Consider the following 13,224-nt stretch of genomic DNA (forward strand, 5'->3'; position numbering starts at 1 on the left):
CCTCTCCCGCTTGCGGGAGAGGGAGCACTCCGTCGGCAAGCAACTACCGACATCAGCAAGCAATCATCCTCACAACCCCGGCTGCGCCGCGAGCCACGCGGCCTCTTCATCGCTGAACAACTCCGACCGGGTCAGGAACCGCTTCCCCGTCCGTCCCTCCAGCGAGAACATCCCGCCCGCCCCCGGCACCACATCGATCACCAGCCGCGTGTGCTGCCAGTACTCGAACTGCGCCCGCGTCATGTAGAACTGCGCGCCGCCGATCTCGCCCAGGCAGACATCGGCCTGCCCCACCAGCAGTTCGCCGGCGGGGTAGCACATCGGCGCGCTGCCGTCGCAGCAGCCGCCGGACTGGTGGAACATCAGCGGGCCATGCCGCGCGGCCAGCTCCGCGATCAGCGCGAGCGCGGCCGGGGTTGCCACCACGCGTGCGACCGGCGCGGTGGCGGGAGCGGACGTCGGGCCCGCCATGGTCAGAAGAACCCGAGCGCGTTGGGGCTGTAGCTCACCAGCAGGTTCTTGGTCTGCTGGTAGTGGTCGAGCATCATGCGATGGTTCTCGCGGCCGATGCCGGACTGCTTGTAGCCCCCGAATGCCGCATGCGCGGGGTAGGCGTGGTAGCAGTTGGTCCACACGCGCCCCGCCTGGATGCCGCGGCCCATGCGGAATGCGCGCGCGCCGTCACGTGTCCAGACACCCGCACCGAGCCCGTAGAGCGTGTCGTTGGCGATGGCCAGCGCTTCTTCCTCATCCTTGAAGGTGGTCACCGAGACCACCGGCCCGAAGATCTCTTCCTGGAAGATGCGCATCTTGTTGTGGCCGGCGAACACGGTCGGCTTGACGTAGTAGCCGCCCGCGAGGTCGCCGTCCAGCACGTTGCGCTCGCCGCCGGTGAGGCACTGCGCGCCTTCCTTGCGGCCCAGGTCGATGTACGACAGGATCTTCTCCAGCTGTTCGGCGGACGCCTGCGCGCCGATCATGGTGCCGGTGTCGAGCGGATGGCCCTGGCGGATCGCGGCCACGCGCTTGAGCGCGCGCTCCATGAAGCGGTCGTAGATCGATTCCTGGATCAGCGCGCGCGACGGGCAGGTGCAGACCTCGCCCTGGTTCAGCGCGAACATGGCAAAGCCTTCCAGCGCCTTGTCGAAGAAGGCGTCGTCCGCGGCCAGCACATCCTCGAAGAAAATGTTGGGCGACTTGCCGCCCAGCTCCAGCGTCACCGGGATCAGGTTCTGCGACGCGTACTGCATGATCAGCCGGCCGGTGGTGGTCTCGCCGGTGAAGGCGACCTTGCTGATGCGCGGGCTCGATGCCAGCGGCTTGCCGGCTTCCAGGCCGAAGCCGTTGATCACGTTGACCACGCCCGGCGGCAGCAGGTCGCCGATCACTTCCATCAGCACCAGGATCGAGGCCGGCGTCTGCTCCGCGGGCTTGAGCACCACGCAGTTGCCGGCGGCCAGCGCCGGCGCCAGCTTCCAGGTGGCCATCAGCAGCGGGAAGTTCCACGGGATGATCTGGCCGACCACGCCCAGCGGCTCATGGAAATGGTAGGCAATGGTGTCGGCGTCGATCTCGGAGATGCCGCCTTCCTGCGCACGGATGCAGCCGGCGAAGTAGCGGAAGTGGTCGACCGCCAGCGGCAGGTCGGCGGCGGTGGTTTCACGCACCGGCTTGCCGTTGTCGATGCTCTCGGCCACGGCCAGCAGCTTCAGGTTGGCCTCGATGCGGTCGGCGATGCGGTTCAGGATATTGGCGCGCTCGGTGGTCGAGGTGCGAGCCCACGCGGCCTTGGCGGCGTGCGCGGCGTCCAGCGCGGCGTCGACATCCTGCTGGCCGGAGCGCGGCACGCGCGTGAACGGCTTGCCGGTGATCGGCGTGGTCGATTCGAAGTACTCGCCGCCGGCGGGCGGCACCCAGGCGCCGCCGATGTAGTTCTCGTACTGCTGCTTGTAGGGGTTGCTGACGCCCAGCTGGGCGATTTCCGCCATGTTCATGTCTCGCTCCGTTCAGAGATTTCTGTGGTGTCGTCACGGCATTCCGGCCGTGCGCACGGCAGGCAGATCGCAAGAGCTGTGCCGGGGCGTGAATCGAACGAAAAAACGGGGAAAAGCGGGGGGCGCGTGCGCGTGGCACGGGTGGGAGATGTCACGCGCCGGCACGGCTGTGCCAGCGCGTGACACCGGGTGTTCCAGAATGGAACACCCGGGGCAGGGCTTACCCCTGCCGCTGGCGCCGGCTGTCGGGCACGAAGTGCCGGAGCGAACCGTCGCCATAGGCGCGCTGCACTTCGGATATCACCACGTGATAGCCGTCATACCACTTGCGGTACTGGCGCTTGGCGTCCAGGTGCCGCGGGTGGGTGGCGAAGGCCTGCAGGGAGTCCTTGTCGCGCCAGTAGTAGCTGGCGTTGGACAACTGGCCATCTGGCGAGCGCCAGGACTCGGCACCGACAAAGCCGGGTATGCCGGCGGCGATCTCGTCGATCAGGGCGCTAAGGCGGTGGAACTCGTCATCGGCCTGGCCGGGCCGGTAAATAAAGGCTGCGATATACATCAGGGGCTCTGCGTGGGAAACGGGTTCAGGCCGGGCGTGAGGTCAGCACCAGCCGCAGCGCCAGCAGCACCAGCACGGCTGCCAGGCCGCGCGACTGCAGTGTTGCCGCCTTGGGATGGCGTGACAGGAAGCGGCGCACGGTGCCGCCAGCCGCGCCGAGCAATGCGTGAAACACGGTGGCGATCACCGTCAGGACCAGGCCAAGCACGAGCAGCTGCCGGGCCACGCCGCCCTTGCCGGGATCCACGAACTGCGGCAGGAAGACCATGAAGAACAGCAGCGCCTTGGGATTGAGCAGGCTGTTGAGCATGGCGCGCACGAACACCGAGCGCAACGACGCCTGCGTCACCACTGCCTCTTTCAGCGCAAGCGGCTGCCGCAGCGCCTTGACCGCCATCCACAGCAGATAGGCCGCGCCGGCATAGCGGATCAGGTCGAACGCCGGCGCCCACGCCATCACCAGGGCGGTGATGCCGGTGGCTGTCAGGACCGTGAGGATCAGGTCGGCCACGGCAATCCCCAGTGCCGTCGCGACGCCGCCCCGAGGGCCATAGGTGATGCCATGTGCCATCACGAAGGCCATGTTCGGGCCGGGTGACAGGAGCAGCAGCATCACTGCCGCGGCGAAGACCGACAGGGTGGTCAGGGCAATCATGTGCAGGAAATGGTTAGCGTTGACTAGGCATGCAGGTTATTCTTCTGGTCCTGATACACGCAAAGCATTGTTCTAGATACAAAGCATGGCCCACGCGCGCTACAAAACCATTGTTGACGAGATTGCCGCGCGCATTCATCGCGGCGAACTGCCTCCGGGCACGCAACTGCCGACGGTGCGTGCGCTGATGAAGCAGTACGGCGTGGCGCTGGCAACCGCGGCACGCGTCTACGTCGAGCTGGAGGCCGTCGGCCTGGTGGTCGGCGAGACCGGCCGGGGCACGTTCGTGCGCGATACCTCGCTGCCGCGTGGCCTGGGGCTGGAGCAGCATCCGGTGCGCGCCGGCGCGGTGGACCTGACTTTCAACTATCCGTCGCTGCCCGGGCAGGTTGAACTGTTGCGCGATGGCTTGCGCAGCATCGCGGCTTCGGGCGACCTTGACGCGTTGCTGCATTCCGCGCCGCAGGGCGGGCGCCCGCACGAACGGCAGGCCGTCGCCCGGCACCTGCGCAACCGCGGCATCCGGGTGCCGGGCAGCCAGGTGCTGATCGTCAACGGCGCGCAGCAGGGCCTGGCGGTGACCGTGATGGGGCTGCTCAATCCCGGCGACGTCTTGGCGGTTGACGTGCTGACGTACCCGGGCATGAAGGCGCTGGCGCAGTTGTATCGGCTCGACCTGGAGCCGTTGCCGGTGACCGCCGCGGGCCTGGACCTGGATCGCCTTGCCGCGCTCTGCAAGCGGCGTCCGGTGCGGGCGGTCTACACCATGCCGACCATGCACAATCCGCTGGGCTATGTCATGAGCGAGGCGGACCGCGGTCGCCTTGCGGCCCTGGCGCAACGGCATGATCTGCTGATCATTGAAGATGGCGCCTACGCCTTCCTTGCCGAACCGGCGCCGAAACCGGTGTTCACCTTCGCGCCAGAGCGGACCGTCTACGTCTCGGGCCTGTCGAAGAGCGTGGCATCGGGACTGAGGATGGGGTTTGTCGCGGCGCCCGCGCCGCTGGTGCCGGCCCTGGAACGCGCCATTCGCGTGTCAACCTGGAACACGCCGTCGCTGACCGTGGCGCTCGGCTGCCTCTGGATCGAAGCCGGCATCGTCGATGACCTGGAAGATCGCAAGCGCAAGGATGCCCGGCGCAGGCAGAGCCTGGCGCGGCGCATCCTGCGCGGCTGCCGCGTCACGGCGCACCCGTCTTCATACTACCTGTGGCTTGAACTCGAGGAGGACCTGCGCGCCGACCAGGTCGTGGCCGCCCTGGAGCACGAGGGTGTGCTGGTGACGACGGCCGAGCCGTTCGCGGTCGGCGCGAGCGTGCCGCATGCGCTGCGGCTGGCGCTCGGGTCGATTTCCATGGATGCGCTGGAGCAGGCGTTGCGCAAGGTCCGGCGGGCGGTGGCCGGCTGAAGCTGCGGCAAAGGCTGCCGCGTCAGCGGAACACCAGGGTCCTGCCGCCGTTGCGCAGGACCCGATGTTCCGCATGCCATTTCACCGCACGCGCCAGCGCCACGCATTCCACGTCGCGTCCGATGGCGGTCAGCTGTGCGGCGTCCATGGCATGGTCCACGCGCGCGACTTCCTGTTCGATGATGGGGCCTTCGTCGAGGTCGCCGGTCACGTAGTGCGCTGTGGCGCCGATCAGCTTGACGCCGCGCTCATAGGCTTGCGCGTACGGGCGCGCGCCCTTGAAGCTGGGCAGGAAGGAATGATGGATGTTGATGGCGCGGCCCTCCAGGCGGCGGCACAGGTCGTCGGACAAGACCTGCATGTAACGGGCCAGGACGACCAGGTCGATGCTGTAGTCGCAGACCAGGTCCCACAGCCGCGCTTCTTGCGCGGCCTTGCCTTGCGGCGTGGCATTGAGCAGGGGCAGGTGATGGAACGGGATGTCGTAGCTCGCCGCAAGCTGGTAGAAGTCCTTGTGGTTGGAGACGATGGCCGGAATCTCGATGGGCAGCTGGCCGGTGCGGTAGCGGAACAGCAGGTCGTTCAGGCAGTGGCCGATCCTTGACACCATCAGCATCACGCGCGGCTTGCGCGCGGCGTCGTGGAGGGACCAGTCCATCTCATGCGCGGCCGCCACGCCTGCCAGCGTGCTGCGCAGGGCAGCGAGCGCATCGCCGGCATCCTGGCCTTCGGGCAGCGGCCGCTGGAAGTGCACGCGCATGAAAAACCGTGCGCTGTCGCGATCGCCGAACTGCGCGGAATCGACGATATTGGCGCCGGCTTCCACCAGCAGCGCTGAAACGGCATGGACAATGCCGGGACGGTCGGGGCACGACAGCGTCAGGATGTAGCTGGCGGTTTCGGTCTGGATCACTGGCATGGGCACTCCGGTATCCGCTTGCATCGAGGTTCAGGCCTTGGTCCGCTCGCTGGCCGGATCGTACGGCGCGCGCAGGTGGATGCGCGCGGGCAGCAGTTCCCCGGCCAGGTCTACGTGATACTTGCCGCCCTCGATCCATGCCGCGTCGGCCGGACCATCGGCGCGTGCCAGCAAGCCCATGCCCACTGGACAGCCAAGGGTGTGGCCGAACGCGGCCGACGTGACGAAGCCGGCCGGGCGCACGGTGCCGTCCGGGGCGGTGCGCAGGATCGCCTCGCCGCCCCAGAGCATGGCCTCGCTGGCGCCGTCCAGCGTGACCACGGCAACGCGCCGCCGCACCTGCGCGGCACCGCCGGCAGCGCGCAGCTTGAGCAGCGCTTCGCGCCCGCGGAACGGGATGTCCGTGTTCAGCTTGCAGGCAAACGACAGCCCGGCCTCGAACGGATGGATGTCGGTGGTCAGTTCGCGGCTCCAGGCGCGGTAGCCCTTCTCTATACGCAGCGATTCGATGGCGTAGTAGCCGGCGTTGACCAGTCCGAAGCGTTTCCCGGCCTCGTGCAAAGTGTCATGGACGCCCACGGCGAATTCCACCGGGACATACAGCTCCCAGCCCAGTTCGCCCACATAGGTCAGGCGTGTGGCGCGCACCGTGGCATAGCCGAGATCGATCTCTTTCGAGGTGCCGAACGGGAACGCCTGATTGGAAAAATCGGTGCGCGACACGCTCTGCAGCAGCTCGCGCGAGCGCGGGCCCATCACCGCCAGCACGGCGTACTGCCCGGTGACATCGACAATCGCGCAGCGCTTGTCGGCCGGAATCAGGCGCTCGATATAGTTGAAGTCGCGCGTGGTCTGCGCCGAGCCGGTCACCAGCAGGTACTGGTCGTGCGCCAGCCGCGTCACGGTCAGGTCGGATTCATAGGTGCCGCGATCGTTGAGCATGGCGGTGTACACGGTCTGCCCCGGCGGCACGGCCACGTCGTTGCTCATCACGTATTGCAGCACGGCCTCGGCATCGGCACCCTTGACGATGTACTTGGAGAACGAACTCATGTCGAACAGCGCCACCGCCTCGCGGCAGGCGCGGTGTTCCGCGCCGCTCCACGGCAGCCAGTTCTGTTGCCCGAACGAGTAGCGGATCTCGGGCGATTGTCCGGCAGGCGCGAAGAAGTTTGGCCGCTCCCAGCCCATCTTGCTGCCGAAATTGGCGCCGGCAGCGTGCAGGTGGGCATAGAGCGGCGAGCGCCGGAACGGCCGCGCCGTATCCAGTTCCCGGTTGGGCCAGGGCATCGCGTAGTGCAGGCCCAGCGTTTCCCTGACGCGGTCGTGCAGCCAGCTTTGGTTGCCGTTGAAGCCGGCAAAGCGGCGGATATCGACCGGCCACAGGTCCATGGTCGGCTCGCCCGCGACGATCCATTCCGCCAGTGCCATGCCGGCGCCGCCGGCAGACGCGATCCCCATTGAGTTGAAGCCCGCGCCCACGTAGAAATTGCGCAGCTCGGGCGCCTCGCCGAGGATGAAGTTATTGTCCGGCGTGAAGGACTCGGGCCCATTGTAGAACTGCTTGACCTGCGCCGACTCCAGTGCCGGAACGCGGATCAGCGCGTTCTCCATCAGGATCTCGAACTGATCCCAGTCATCAGGCAGCAACTGGAACTCGAACGGCTCAGGAATGCCCTGCATGCCCCACGGCTTGGCATTGGGCTCGAAGCCGCCCATCACCAGCCCGCCCACTTCTTCCTTGAAGTAGATGAAGCCGTCCGGGTCGCGCATCACCGGCAGGTCAGGATGCACGCCGGCAATGCGCTCGGTGACGATGTAATAGTGCTCGGCCGAGTGCAGCGGCACGGTCACGCCGCACATCTGCCCGACCTGGCGCGCCCACTGGCCGGCGCAGTTGACGACGATCTCCGCCTCGATGCGGCCTTCGTCGCCGGCCTTGTTGCGCCAGCTCACGCCGGTGGCGCGGCCATCGCGGGTATGGATCGCGGTGATCTTCGTATCCTGCGCGATGACTGCACCGCGGCTGCGCGCGCCGCGCGCCAGCGCCTGGGTCAGGTCAGTCGGGTTGGCCTTGCCGTCGCCCGGCAGCCAGACCGCCCCAAGCAGGTCGTCAGTGAGCATCACCGGCCATAGTTCGCCGGCCTGGGCGGGCGAGATCACCTCGCAATCCACGCCATAGGCCCGCGCCACCGCCGCGGTGCGGCGCAGTTGCGTCATGCGTTCCGCGGTGCGCGCGACCGACAGCGAGCCGCATTGCTTCCAGCCGGTGCCGAGGCCCGTTTCCGCTTCCAGTTCGCTGTACAGCTGGGTGGAGTAGCGGATCAGTTTCGTCATGCTTTCCTGCGAGCGCAGTTGCCCGACCAGCCCGGCCGCGTGCCAGGTGGTGCCGCAGGACAGTTGTCCCTGTTCCAGCAGGACCACATCCTTCCAGCCGAGCTTGGTCAGGTGATAGGAGACGCTGCAACCGATGATGCCGCCGCCGATGATGACGACGCGGGAGTGGGATGGGATGACAGGGGACATGGCGGGAAAACCTCGGCAGGAAAGGGTTTGGCGTTGCCTGCCATGTTATGCAAAAAAACGCCAACAAACAACACAAAATGCAACATGCGTCGACGGATCAGCGCGCCAGTTGCAGTGTCAGGATCCCCGCCAGGACCAGCGCGGTCGCAATCAGCCGCCGCCGGTCGAAGGGCTCGCGCAGCAGGAAGTGGCCCAGCAGCGCGGCAAAGATCACGCTCGATTCACGCAGCGCCGCCAGCTTGGTCACGGGCGCCATGGTCATCGCCCACAGCATCAGCGCATACGAGCCCACCCGGTTGATGCCGCCGATCCACGCGCGCTTCCATTCCGTGCGCATCAGCGTGACCAGCGCGTTGCCGCGCCGGCTGAAGGCGTAGGTCGGCATGAAGATGTGCGACATCGCCTGCAGCCAGACGATGTAGGTGAAGACCTCGCCGTAGCGCTTGACCGCGGTGCCGTCGATCACGGTGCCGGCCGCCAGGCAGGCCCCGGCCAGCAGCGCAAAGCCGAGCAGGTCGGGCGATTGCCGGCGCCAGCGCACCAGGCTGACCAGCCCGCAGCAGATCAGCGCGATGCCGGCATAGCCGCCTGGCCCCAGCCGTTCGCTGCCGGCCAGCAGCAGCAGGATCGCCACCATCATCGGCGCCGAGCCGCGCATCAGCGGATAGGCCTGGCTGAAGTCACCACGGTTGTAGGCAGCCACCAGCGACAGCTTGTAGCCGACTTCCAGCGCCACTGTGGCCAGCAGGAAGGGCCACACCTGCGGCGCGGGCAGGGGCACCAGGAACAGGAAGGGCAAGGCCACCAGCAGGCAGAAGGTGTCGATCAGAGCCATCGACGACAAGCGGTCGCCGCCGATCTTGACGATGGCGTTCCACGACGCGTGCATCAGCGCGGACAGCATCACGGCGGCAAAGGCGAGGCCGTGAAAGTCTGGGGGGAGGGGCATGAAGGGTTGAGTTTGCGAACCGATGGTTTGCTCCCCTCTCCCGCTCGCGGGAGAGGGGAGCCTGCTGCTAGGCGAGTGAGGTGAAGATGCTCAAGGGGTCAAGCCGCTTCTGCCAGCGGCGCCTGCATCTTGATCCCCATCTCGCGCAGCACCTCGCCAATCGCCGTCACCACATTGCGCATCTCGTTGTCATCGATCGCACCAATGCACCCGACGCGGAAGGTCTCCATCTGCGTCAGCTTGCCCGGATACAGGATGTAGCCGCGCTCGCGCACCCTGGCGTAGAAGGTCTTGAAGTCATAGCGCGCGTCGGCCGGCGCATGGAAGGTGACGATGATCGGCGCCTGCACCGCCGCCGGCAAGAAGGCGCGGAAGCCGAGTGCGGCCATGCCCTGCACCAGCGTGTCGCAGTTCCTGCGGTAGCGCGCGCCGCGCACCGGCTGGCCGCCTTCTTCCAGGAACTGGTCGAGCGCGGTGCGGAACGCCGCCACCACGTGCGTGGGCGGCGTGAAGCGCCACTGCGTGGTCTTCTGCATGTAGACGTACTGGTCGTACAGATCCAGCGCCAGCGAGTGGCTGTTGCCCTGGCTGGCTTCCAGCACGTCTTTCTTCACCAGCACGAAGCCCATGCCCGGCACGCCCTCGATGCACTTGCCGGTGGCGGCCACCAGCGCGTCGAACGGCATGGTGCGGGCGTCGATCTCGATCGCGCCGAACGAGCTCATCGCGTCGACGATCAGCCCCTTGCCCAGCCGCTGGCACAGCGCGGCGATTTCCTGCAGCGGGTTGAGCACGCCGGCGCCGGTCTCGCAGTGCACCTGCGCCACGTGCGTGATCGACGGGTCGCGCCGGATGGCCTCTTCTATCAGCGCGGCGGTGGCGGGCTGGTCTTCGGGGATCGGCAGTTCCACGCTGGCGCGGCCAAGCACCTTGCAGATCTTGAGGATGCGCTGGCAATAGGCGCCGTTCTGCGGCACCAGCACCTTGCCGTCGCGCGGCACCACGTTGGCGATGGCGGCCTCCACCGAGAACGTGCCGCTGCCCTGCATCGGCACGCACACATGGGTGCCTTCGCCGTGGACGATGCGCACCAGGTCGTCGCACAGGCTGCGCGTGATGGCGTTGAAGGCGGCGTCCCACGAGCCCCAGTCGCGCAGCATGGCCTGCTTGGTGGCGAGCGAGGTGGTCAGGGGACCGGGGGTCAGAAGGATCGGGTCGTTGCCGCGAATCATGATGAGCTCCTGATTGGGAAGGAGTGGAAACAGGGGAAAGGTCAGTCGTTGCCCTGGCGCCAGGCCTGGGTCTTGCAATCGAGCACGCGTTGCAGCAGGTAATAGAGCAGGCAGGCGAAGGCCGAGGTCAGCACCACCAGCGTCGCCATTGCCGCCGCGGGGCCGATGTCGCCGGATTCATCCAGGTTGACGATCTCGACCGAGGCCAGCTTGGTGTCGGCGCCGTACAGGAACACCACTGCGGAGACCGTAGTCATCGCATTGATGAACAGGTAGCGCGAGATCTCCAGGATGGCCGGCAGGCAGGCCGGCACCGTGACCTTGAAGAAGGTCTTGTAGAACGGCACCTTGAGCGAGGCGGACACGGCCTCGAACTCGCTGTCGAGCTGCTTGAGCGCGGTGACCGCCGTCAGGTGGCAGGACGCGTAATAGTGGACGATGGTCACCAGCACCAGGATCCCCAGCGTCTGGTACAGCCCGTGCATCGGGTTGGCCTGCGGCACGAAGAAGAAGATGTAGCCCAGGCCCAGCACCAGCCCGGGCACGCCCATCGGCAGCACCGCCATCAGCCGCACGAAGCTGCGCAGCCAGTCCATGCCGCGGGTCTTCTCCAGCAGGTAGGCGGTGGCGAAGATGAACACCGGCCCGATCACCGCGGCCAGTCCCGCCATGCGCAGGCTGTTCAGGTAGGAATCGACCACGCCGCCCTCGACCAGCCCCACCCGGTAGTGGTTCAGCGACAGCGAGAAGTTGTACGGCCACAGCTTGACGAAGGACGCGTAGATCGCCATGCCCATCACCGCCAGCATCAACGCCGCCATCAGCCAGCAGAGCATCGCCATGGCCAGGTCGAAGCGGCGGCTGCGGCGCGGCACGTAGGGCACCGAGCGTGCCGACATCAGCGCCATCTGGCGGCGCTGCACGCGCGCATCGACACAGTAGGTGACGGCCACCGGCACCAGCAGCATCAGCGACACCACCGCGCCCTGCGAGAAGTCCTGCATGCCGATCACCAGCTTGTAGATGTCGGTGGCCAGCATATGGAAATTGCCGCCGATCACCTTGGGGATGCCGAAGTCCGAGATCGCATAGGTGAACACCACCATGGCCGCGCTGACCAGGCCGTAGCGCGCGCCCGGCACGGTGATGGTGAAGAACTTGCGCACGGTCGAGGTGCCCAGCGCATCGGCCGCCTCGTACAGCCGCGCGTCGGTCAGCGACAGCGCGGTGATCAGGATCATCAGCGCATGCGGGAAGGTGGCGAACACCAGCGAGGCCACGATGCCCAGCGGCCCGTAGATCTGGGTGCTGCCCATCCACGGCTTGAACAGCCCCTGGTTGCCGAACCAGAAGATGAAGGAGATCGCCGCCAGCAGCGATGGCGCCAGCAGCGGGATCAGCGCCAGGTTGCGCAGCAGGCCCTTGCAGGCGATGCGGCTGCGCGTCAGCGCATAGGCAAAGCTGAATGCCAGCGGCAGGGTGATGCAGGTGGCCAGGGCAGAGACCCACAGGCTGTTCCACACCGAGCGCAGCAGCGCGGGCGACTCGAAATACGCGCGGAAGTGCGCGATGCCGGCCAGGCTGCCGTCGCGGTTCTGCACGCTCTTGGCCAGGATCATCACGATCGGCGCCAGCACGAAGCAGGCGAGCGCCAGCGCGGCCAGCGCCAGCAGCACGTGGGCGAGGCGGTCGGTCCAGTGCGCGCGCACGGCGGTTGCGACCACGGCCGGCGGGGCGGGTTGCGCGCCAGGGTTGGCAGGCCCGGCCGGCCCGCTGGTGGCGGGAGCGGGGATGGTATCGGTGGCCGGCATGGTGGCAGACGTATTGGCCGGCGCCGCAGTGAGGCTCATGCGCATGCGTGGCGGAAAATGCGGATACGGTCAGCGGGAATGGCCAGGCGCAGCAGGTCGCCGGTGTTCGGGCGCAGCTCGTGCAGGTCATTGAGGGAGAGGTCCGCGTACAGGGCGCCGGACGCTGCGTCAGGCAGGCGCAGCGTCAGCCGCGAGAACGCGCCGAGGAACTCGATCTTGTCCACGGTGGCCTCCAGCACGTTGGGGCCATGCTGTTCGATTCCGCGCACGCATACGTCTTCGGGGCGGAAGAACACCTGCACGTCCTCGTCGGCGCAACAGCCCGGGGGCGCGGCGCAGCGCATGCGCACGCCGCCCAGGTGCAGCTCGCCGTCGCCGCAGACGCGCGCGCCCAGCATATTGGTCTTGCCGACGAAGTCCGCGGCGAACGGCGTGGCCGGGCGCTGGTAGATCTGCGCCGGCGTGCCCACCTGCTCGATCGCGCCCTGGTTCATCACCACGATGCGGTCGGCCATCGACAATGCCTCTTCCTGGTCGTGCGTGACCAGGATGGTGGTGATGTTCAGCCGTTGCTGCAGCGCGCGGATCTCGCTGCGCAGCCGCACCCGCACACGGGCATCGAGCGCGGACAGCGGCTCATCCAGCAACAGCAGGCCGGGTGAGGTGGCCAGCGCGCGCGCAATCGCCACGCGCTGCTGCTGTCCGCCGGACAGCTGCGCCGGGTACTGGTTGCCGCGCTCGGGCAGCCCCACCAGCGTCAGCAGCTCATCCACGCGGGCGCGGCGCTGGTCACGCGGCATGCGGCGGTTGACCAGGCCGTAGGCCACGTTGTCCGCCACCGTCAGGTTGGGGAACAGCGCGTAGGACTGGAACACGATGCCGTAGTCGCGCTCCATCGGCGGCAGCGTGGAGATGTCGCGCCCGCCCTGGCGGATGGTGCCGGCGCTCTGCGATTCCAGTCCGGCGATGATGCGCAGCAGCGTGGTCTTGCCGCAGCCCGACGGGCCCAGGAAGCACAGCAGCTCGCCCTGGCGCACGTCCAGGTCGATATTGTGGAGTGCGACGAAGGCGCCGCTGCTGCCGCCGAAGCGCTTGTGGATGCCTTTCAGGCTGAGGTAGGTCTCGGCCGTGGATGGGGAGGTCTGCATGGCGTGGGGCCCGGTGGGTT

At 67.3% G+C, this 13,224-nt stretch carries 11 protein-coding genes; 1 reads left to right on the forward strand and 10 read right to left on the reverse strand.

Features of this window, described 5'->3' with window-relative positions:
* Positions 1 to 69 precede the first annotated feature (69 nt).
* The 4 genes from AC1Q6V_RS21910 to AC1Q6V_RS21925 all read right to left on the reverse strand — a co-directional run bounded on the left by AC1Q6V_RS21910 (position 70) and on the right by AC1Q6V_RS21925 (position 3,208).
* On the reverse strand, positions 70 to 471 hold the full coding sequence (locus tag AC1Q6V_RS21910; RefSeq protein ID WP_010812797.1) for a DUF779 domain-containing protein: 402 nt from the start codon (positions 469 to 471) through the stop codon (positions 70 to 72).
* A 2-nt stretch (positions 472 to 473) separates the two neighbouring features.
* Entirely contained in the window at positions 474 to 1,994 is a 1,521-nt protein-coding gene (gene adh, locus AC1Q6V_RS21915) for an aldehyde dehydrogenase (RefSeq protein WP_010812798.1), read from the reverse strand.
* 220 nt (positions 1,995 to 2,214) lie between these two features.
* The gene (locus AC1Q6V_RS21920; protein ID WP_010812799.1) at positions 2,215 to 2,553 is read right to left on the reverse strand and encodes an antibiotic biosynthesis monooxygenase family protein; all 339 of its coding nucleotides are present in this window, start codon (positions 2,551 to 2,553) and stop codon (positions 2,215 to 2,217) included.
* 25 nt (positions 2,554 to 2,578) lie between these two features.
* Positions 2,579 to 3,208, reverse strand: coding sequence for a LysE family translocator (locus AC1Q6V_RS21925; protein ID WP_010812800.1), 630 nt, complete (start codon positions 3,206 to 3,208; stop codon positions 2,579 to 2,581).
* An 85-nt stretch (positions 3,209 to 3,293) separates the two neighbouring features.
* Between AC1Q6V_RS21925 and AC1Q6V_RS21930 the strand changes: the two genes are divergently transcribed.
* Positions 3,294 to 4,619 (forward strand): aminotransferase-like domain-containing protein, encoded by a 1,326-nt coding sequence (locus tag AC1Q6V_RS21930; protein ID WP_454749704.1) that lies wholly within the window; start codon positions 3,294 to 3,296, stop codon positions 4,617 to 4,619.
* Positions 4,620 to 4,641: 22 nt separating this feature from the next.
* On the opposite strand, the gene purU is transcribed toward AC1Q6V_RS21930, so the two are convergent.
* The 6 genes from purU to AC1Q6V_RS21960 all read right to left on the reverse strand — a co-directional run bounded on the left by purU (position 4,642) and on the right by AC1Q6V_RS21960 (position 13,204).
* Positions 4,642 to 5,538, reverse strand: a complete 897-nt coding sequence (gene purU, locus AC1Q6V_RS21935; RefSeq protein ID WP_041688172.1) for a formyltetrahydrofolate deformylase — start codon at positions 5,536 to 5,538, stop codon at positions 4,642 to 4,644.
* Positions 5,539 to 5,568: 30 nt separating this feature from the next.
* Complete coding sequence (locus tag AC1Q6V_RS21940) at positions 5,569 to 8,064, reverse strand: GcvT family protein (protein WP_454749703.1); 2,496 nt, start codon at positions 8,062 to 8,064, stop codon at positions 5,569 to 5,571.
* Positions 8,065 to 8,161: 97 nt separating this feature from the next.
* The gene (locus AC1Q6V_RS21945; RefSeq protein ID WP_041688170.1) at positions 8,162 to 9,013 is read right to left on the reverse strand and encodes an EamA family transporter; all 852 of its coding nucleotides are present in this window, start codon (positions 9,011 to 9,013) and stop codon (positions 8,162 to 8,164) included.
* A 98-nt stretch (positions 9,014 to 9,111) separates the two neighbouring features.
* Positions 9,112 to 10,245 carry a 2-aminoethylphosphonate--pyruvate transaminase gene (locus AC1Q6V_RS21950; protein ID WP_439669253.1) on the reverse strand — a complete coding sequence of 378 codons (1,134 nt, stop codon included), beginning with the start codon at positions 10,243 to 10,245 and terminating at the stop codon, positions 9,112 to 9,114.
* A gap of 41 nt (positions 10,246 to 10,286) precedes the next feature.
* Positions 10,287 to 12,101 carry a putative 2-aminoethylphosphonate ABC transporter permease subunit gene (locus AC1Q6V_RS21955; protein ID WP_058696530.1) on the reverse strand — a complete coding sequence of 605 codons (1,815 nt, stop codon included), beginning with the start codon at positions 12,099 to 12,101 and terminating at the stop codon, positions 10,287 to 10,289.
* Positions 12,092 to 13,204, reverse strand: coding sequence for a putative 2-aminoethylphosphonate ABC transporter ATP-binding protein (locus tag AC1Q6V_RS21960; protein WP_010812807.1), 1,113 nt, complete (start codon positions 13,202 to 13,204; stop codon positions 12,092 to 12,094). The genes AC1Q6V_RS21955 and AC1Q6V_RS21960 overlap by 10 nt, the downstream gene beginning before the upstream one ends.
* Positions 13,205 to 13,224 lie beyond the last annotated feature (20 nt).

This window comes from Cupriavidus sp. GW823-FHT07B10 (assembly GCF_058794355.1).

Coding starts and splice junctions, on each gene's coding strand:
- adh (WP_010812798.1), bottom strand. CDS start 1,994: ATGAACATGGCGGAAATCGCCCAGCTGGGCGTCAGCAACCCCTACAAG.
- AC1Q6V_RS21910 (WP_010812797.1), bottom strand. CDS start 471: ATGGCGGGCCCGACGTCCGCTCCCGCCACCGCGCCGGTCGCACGCGTG.
- AC1Q6V_RS21930 (WP_454749704.1), top strand. CDS start 3,294: ATGGCCCACGCGCGCTACAAAACCATTGTTGACGAGATTGCCGCGCGC.
- AC1Q6V_RS21940 (WP_454749703.1), bottom strand. CDS start 8,064: ATGTCCCCTGTCATCCCATCCCACTCCCGCGTCGTCATCATCGGCGGC.
- AC1Q6V_RS21950 (WP_439669253.1), bottom strand. CDS start 10,245: ATGATTCGCGGCAACGACCCGATCCTTCTGACCCCCGGTCCCCTGACC.
- AC1Q6V_RS21960 (WP_010812807.1), bottom strand. CDS start 13,204: ATGCAGACCTCCCCATCCACGGCCGAGACCTACCTCAGCCTGAAAGGC.
- AC1Q6V_RS21955 (WP_058696530.1), bottom strand. CDS start 12,101: ATGCGCATGAGCCTCACTGCGGCGCCGGCCAATACGTCTGCCACCATG.
- AC1Q6V_RS21920 (WP_010812799.1), bottom strand. CDS start 2,553: ATGTATATCGCAGCCTTTATTTACCGGCCCGGCCAGGCCGATGACGAG.
- AC1Q6V_RS21925 (WP_010812800.1), bottom strand. CDS start 3,208: ATGATTGCCCTGACCACCCTGTCGGTCTTCGCCGCGGCAGTGATGCTG.
- purU (WP_041688172.1), bottom strand. CDS start 5,538: ATGCCAGTGATCCAGACCGAAACCGCCAGCTACATCCTGACGCTGTCG.
- AC1Q6V_RS21945 (WP_041688170.1), bottom strand. CDS start 9,013: ATGCCCCTCCCCCCAGACTTTCACGGCCTCGCCTTTGCCGCCGTGATG.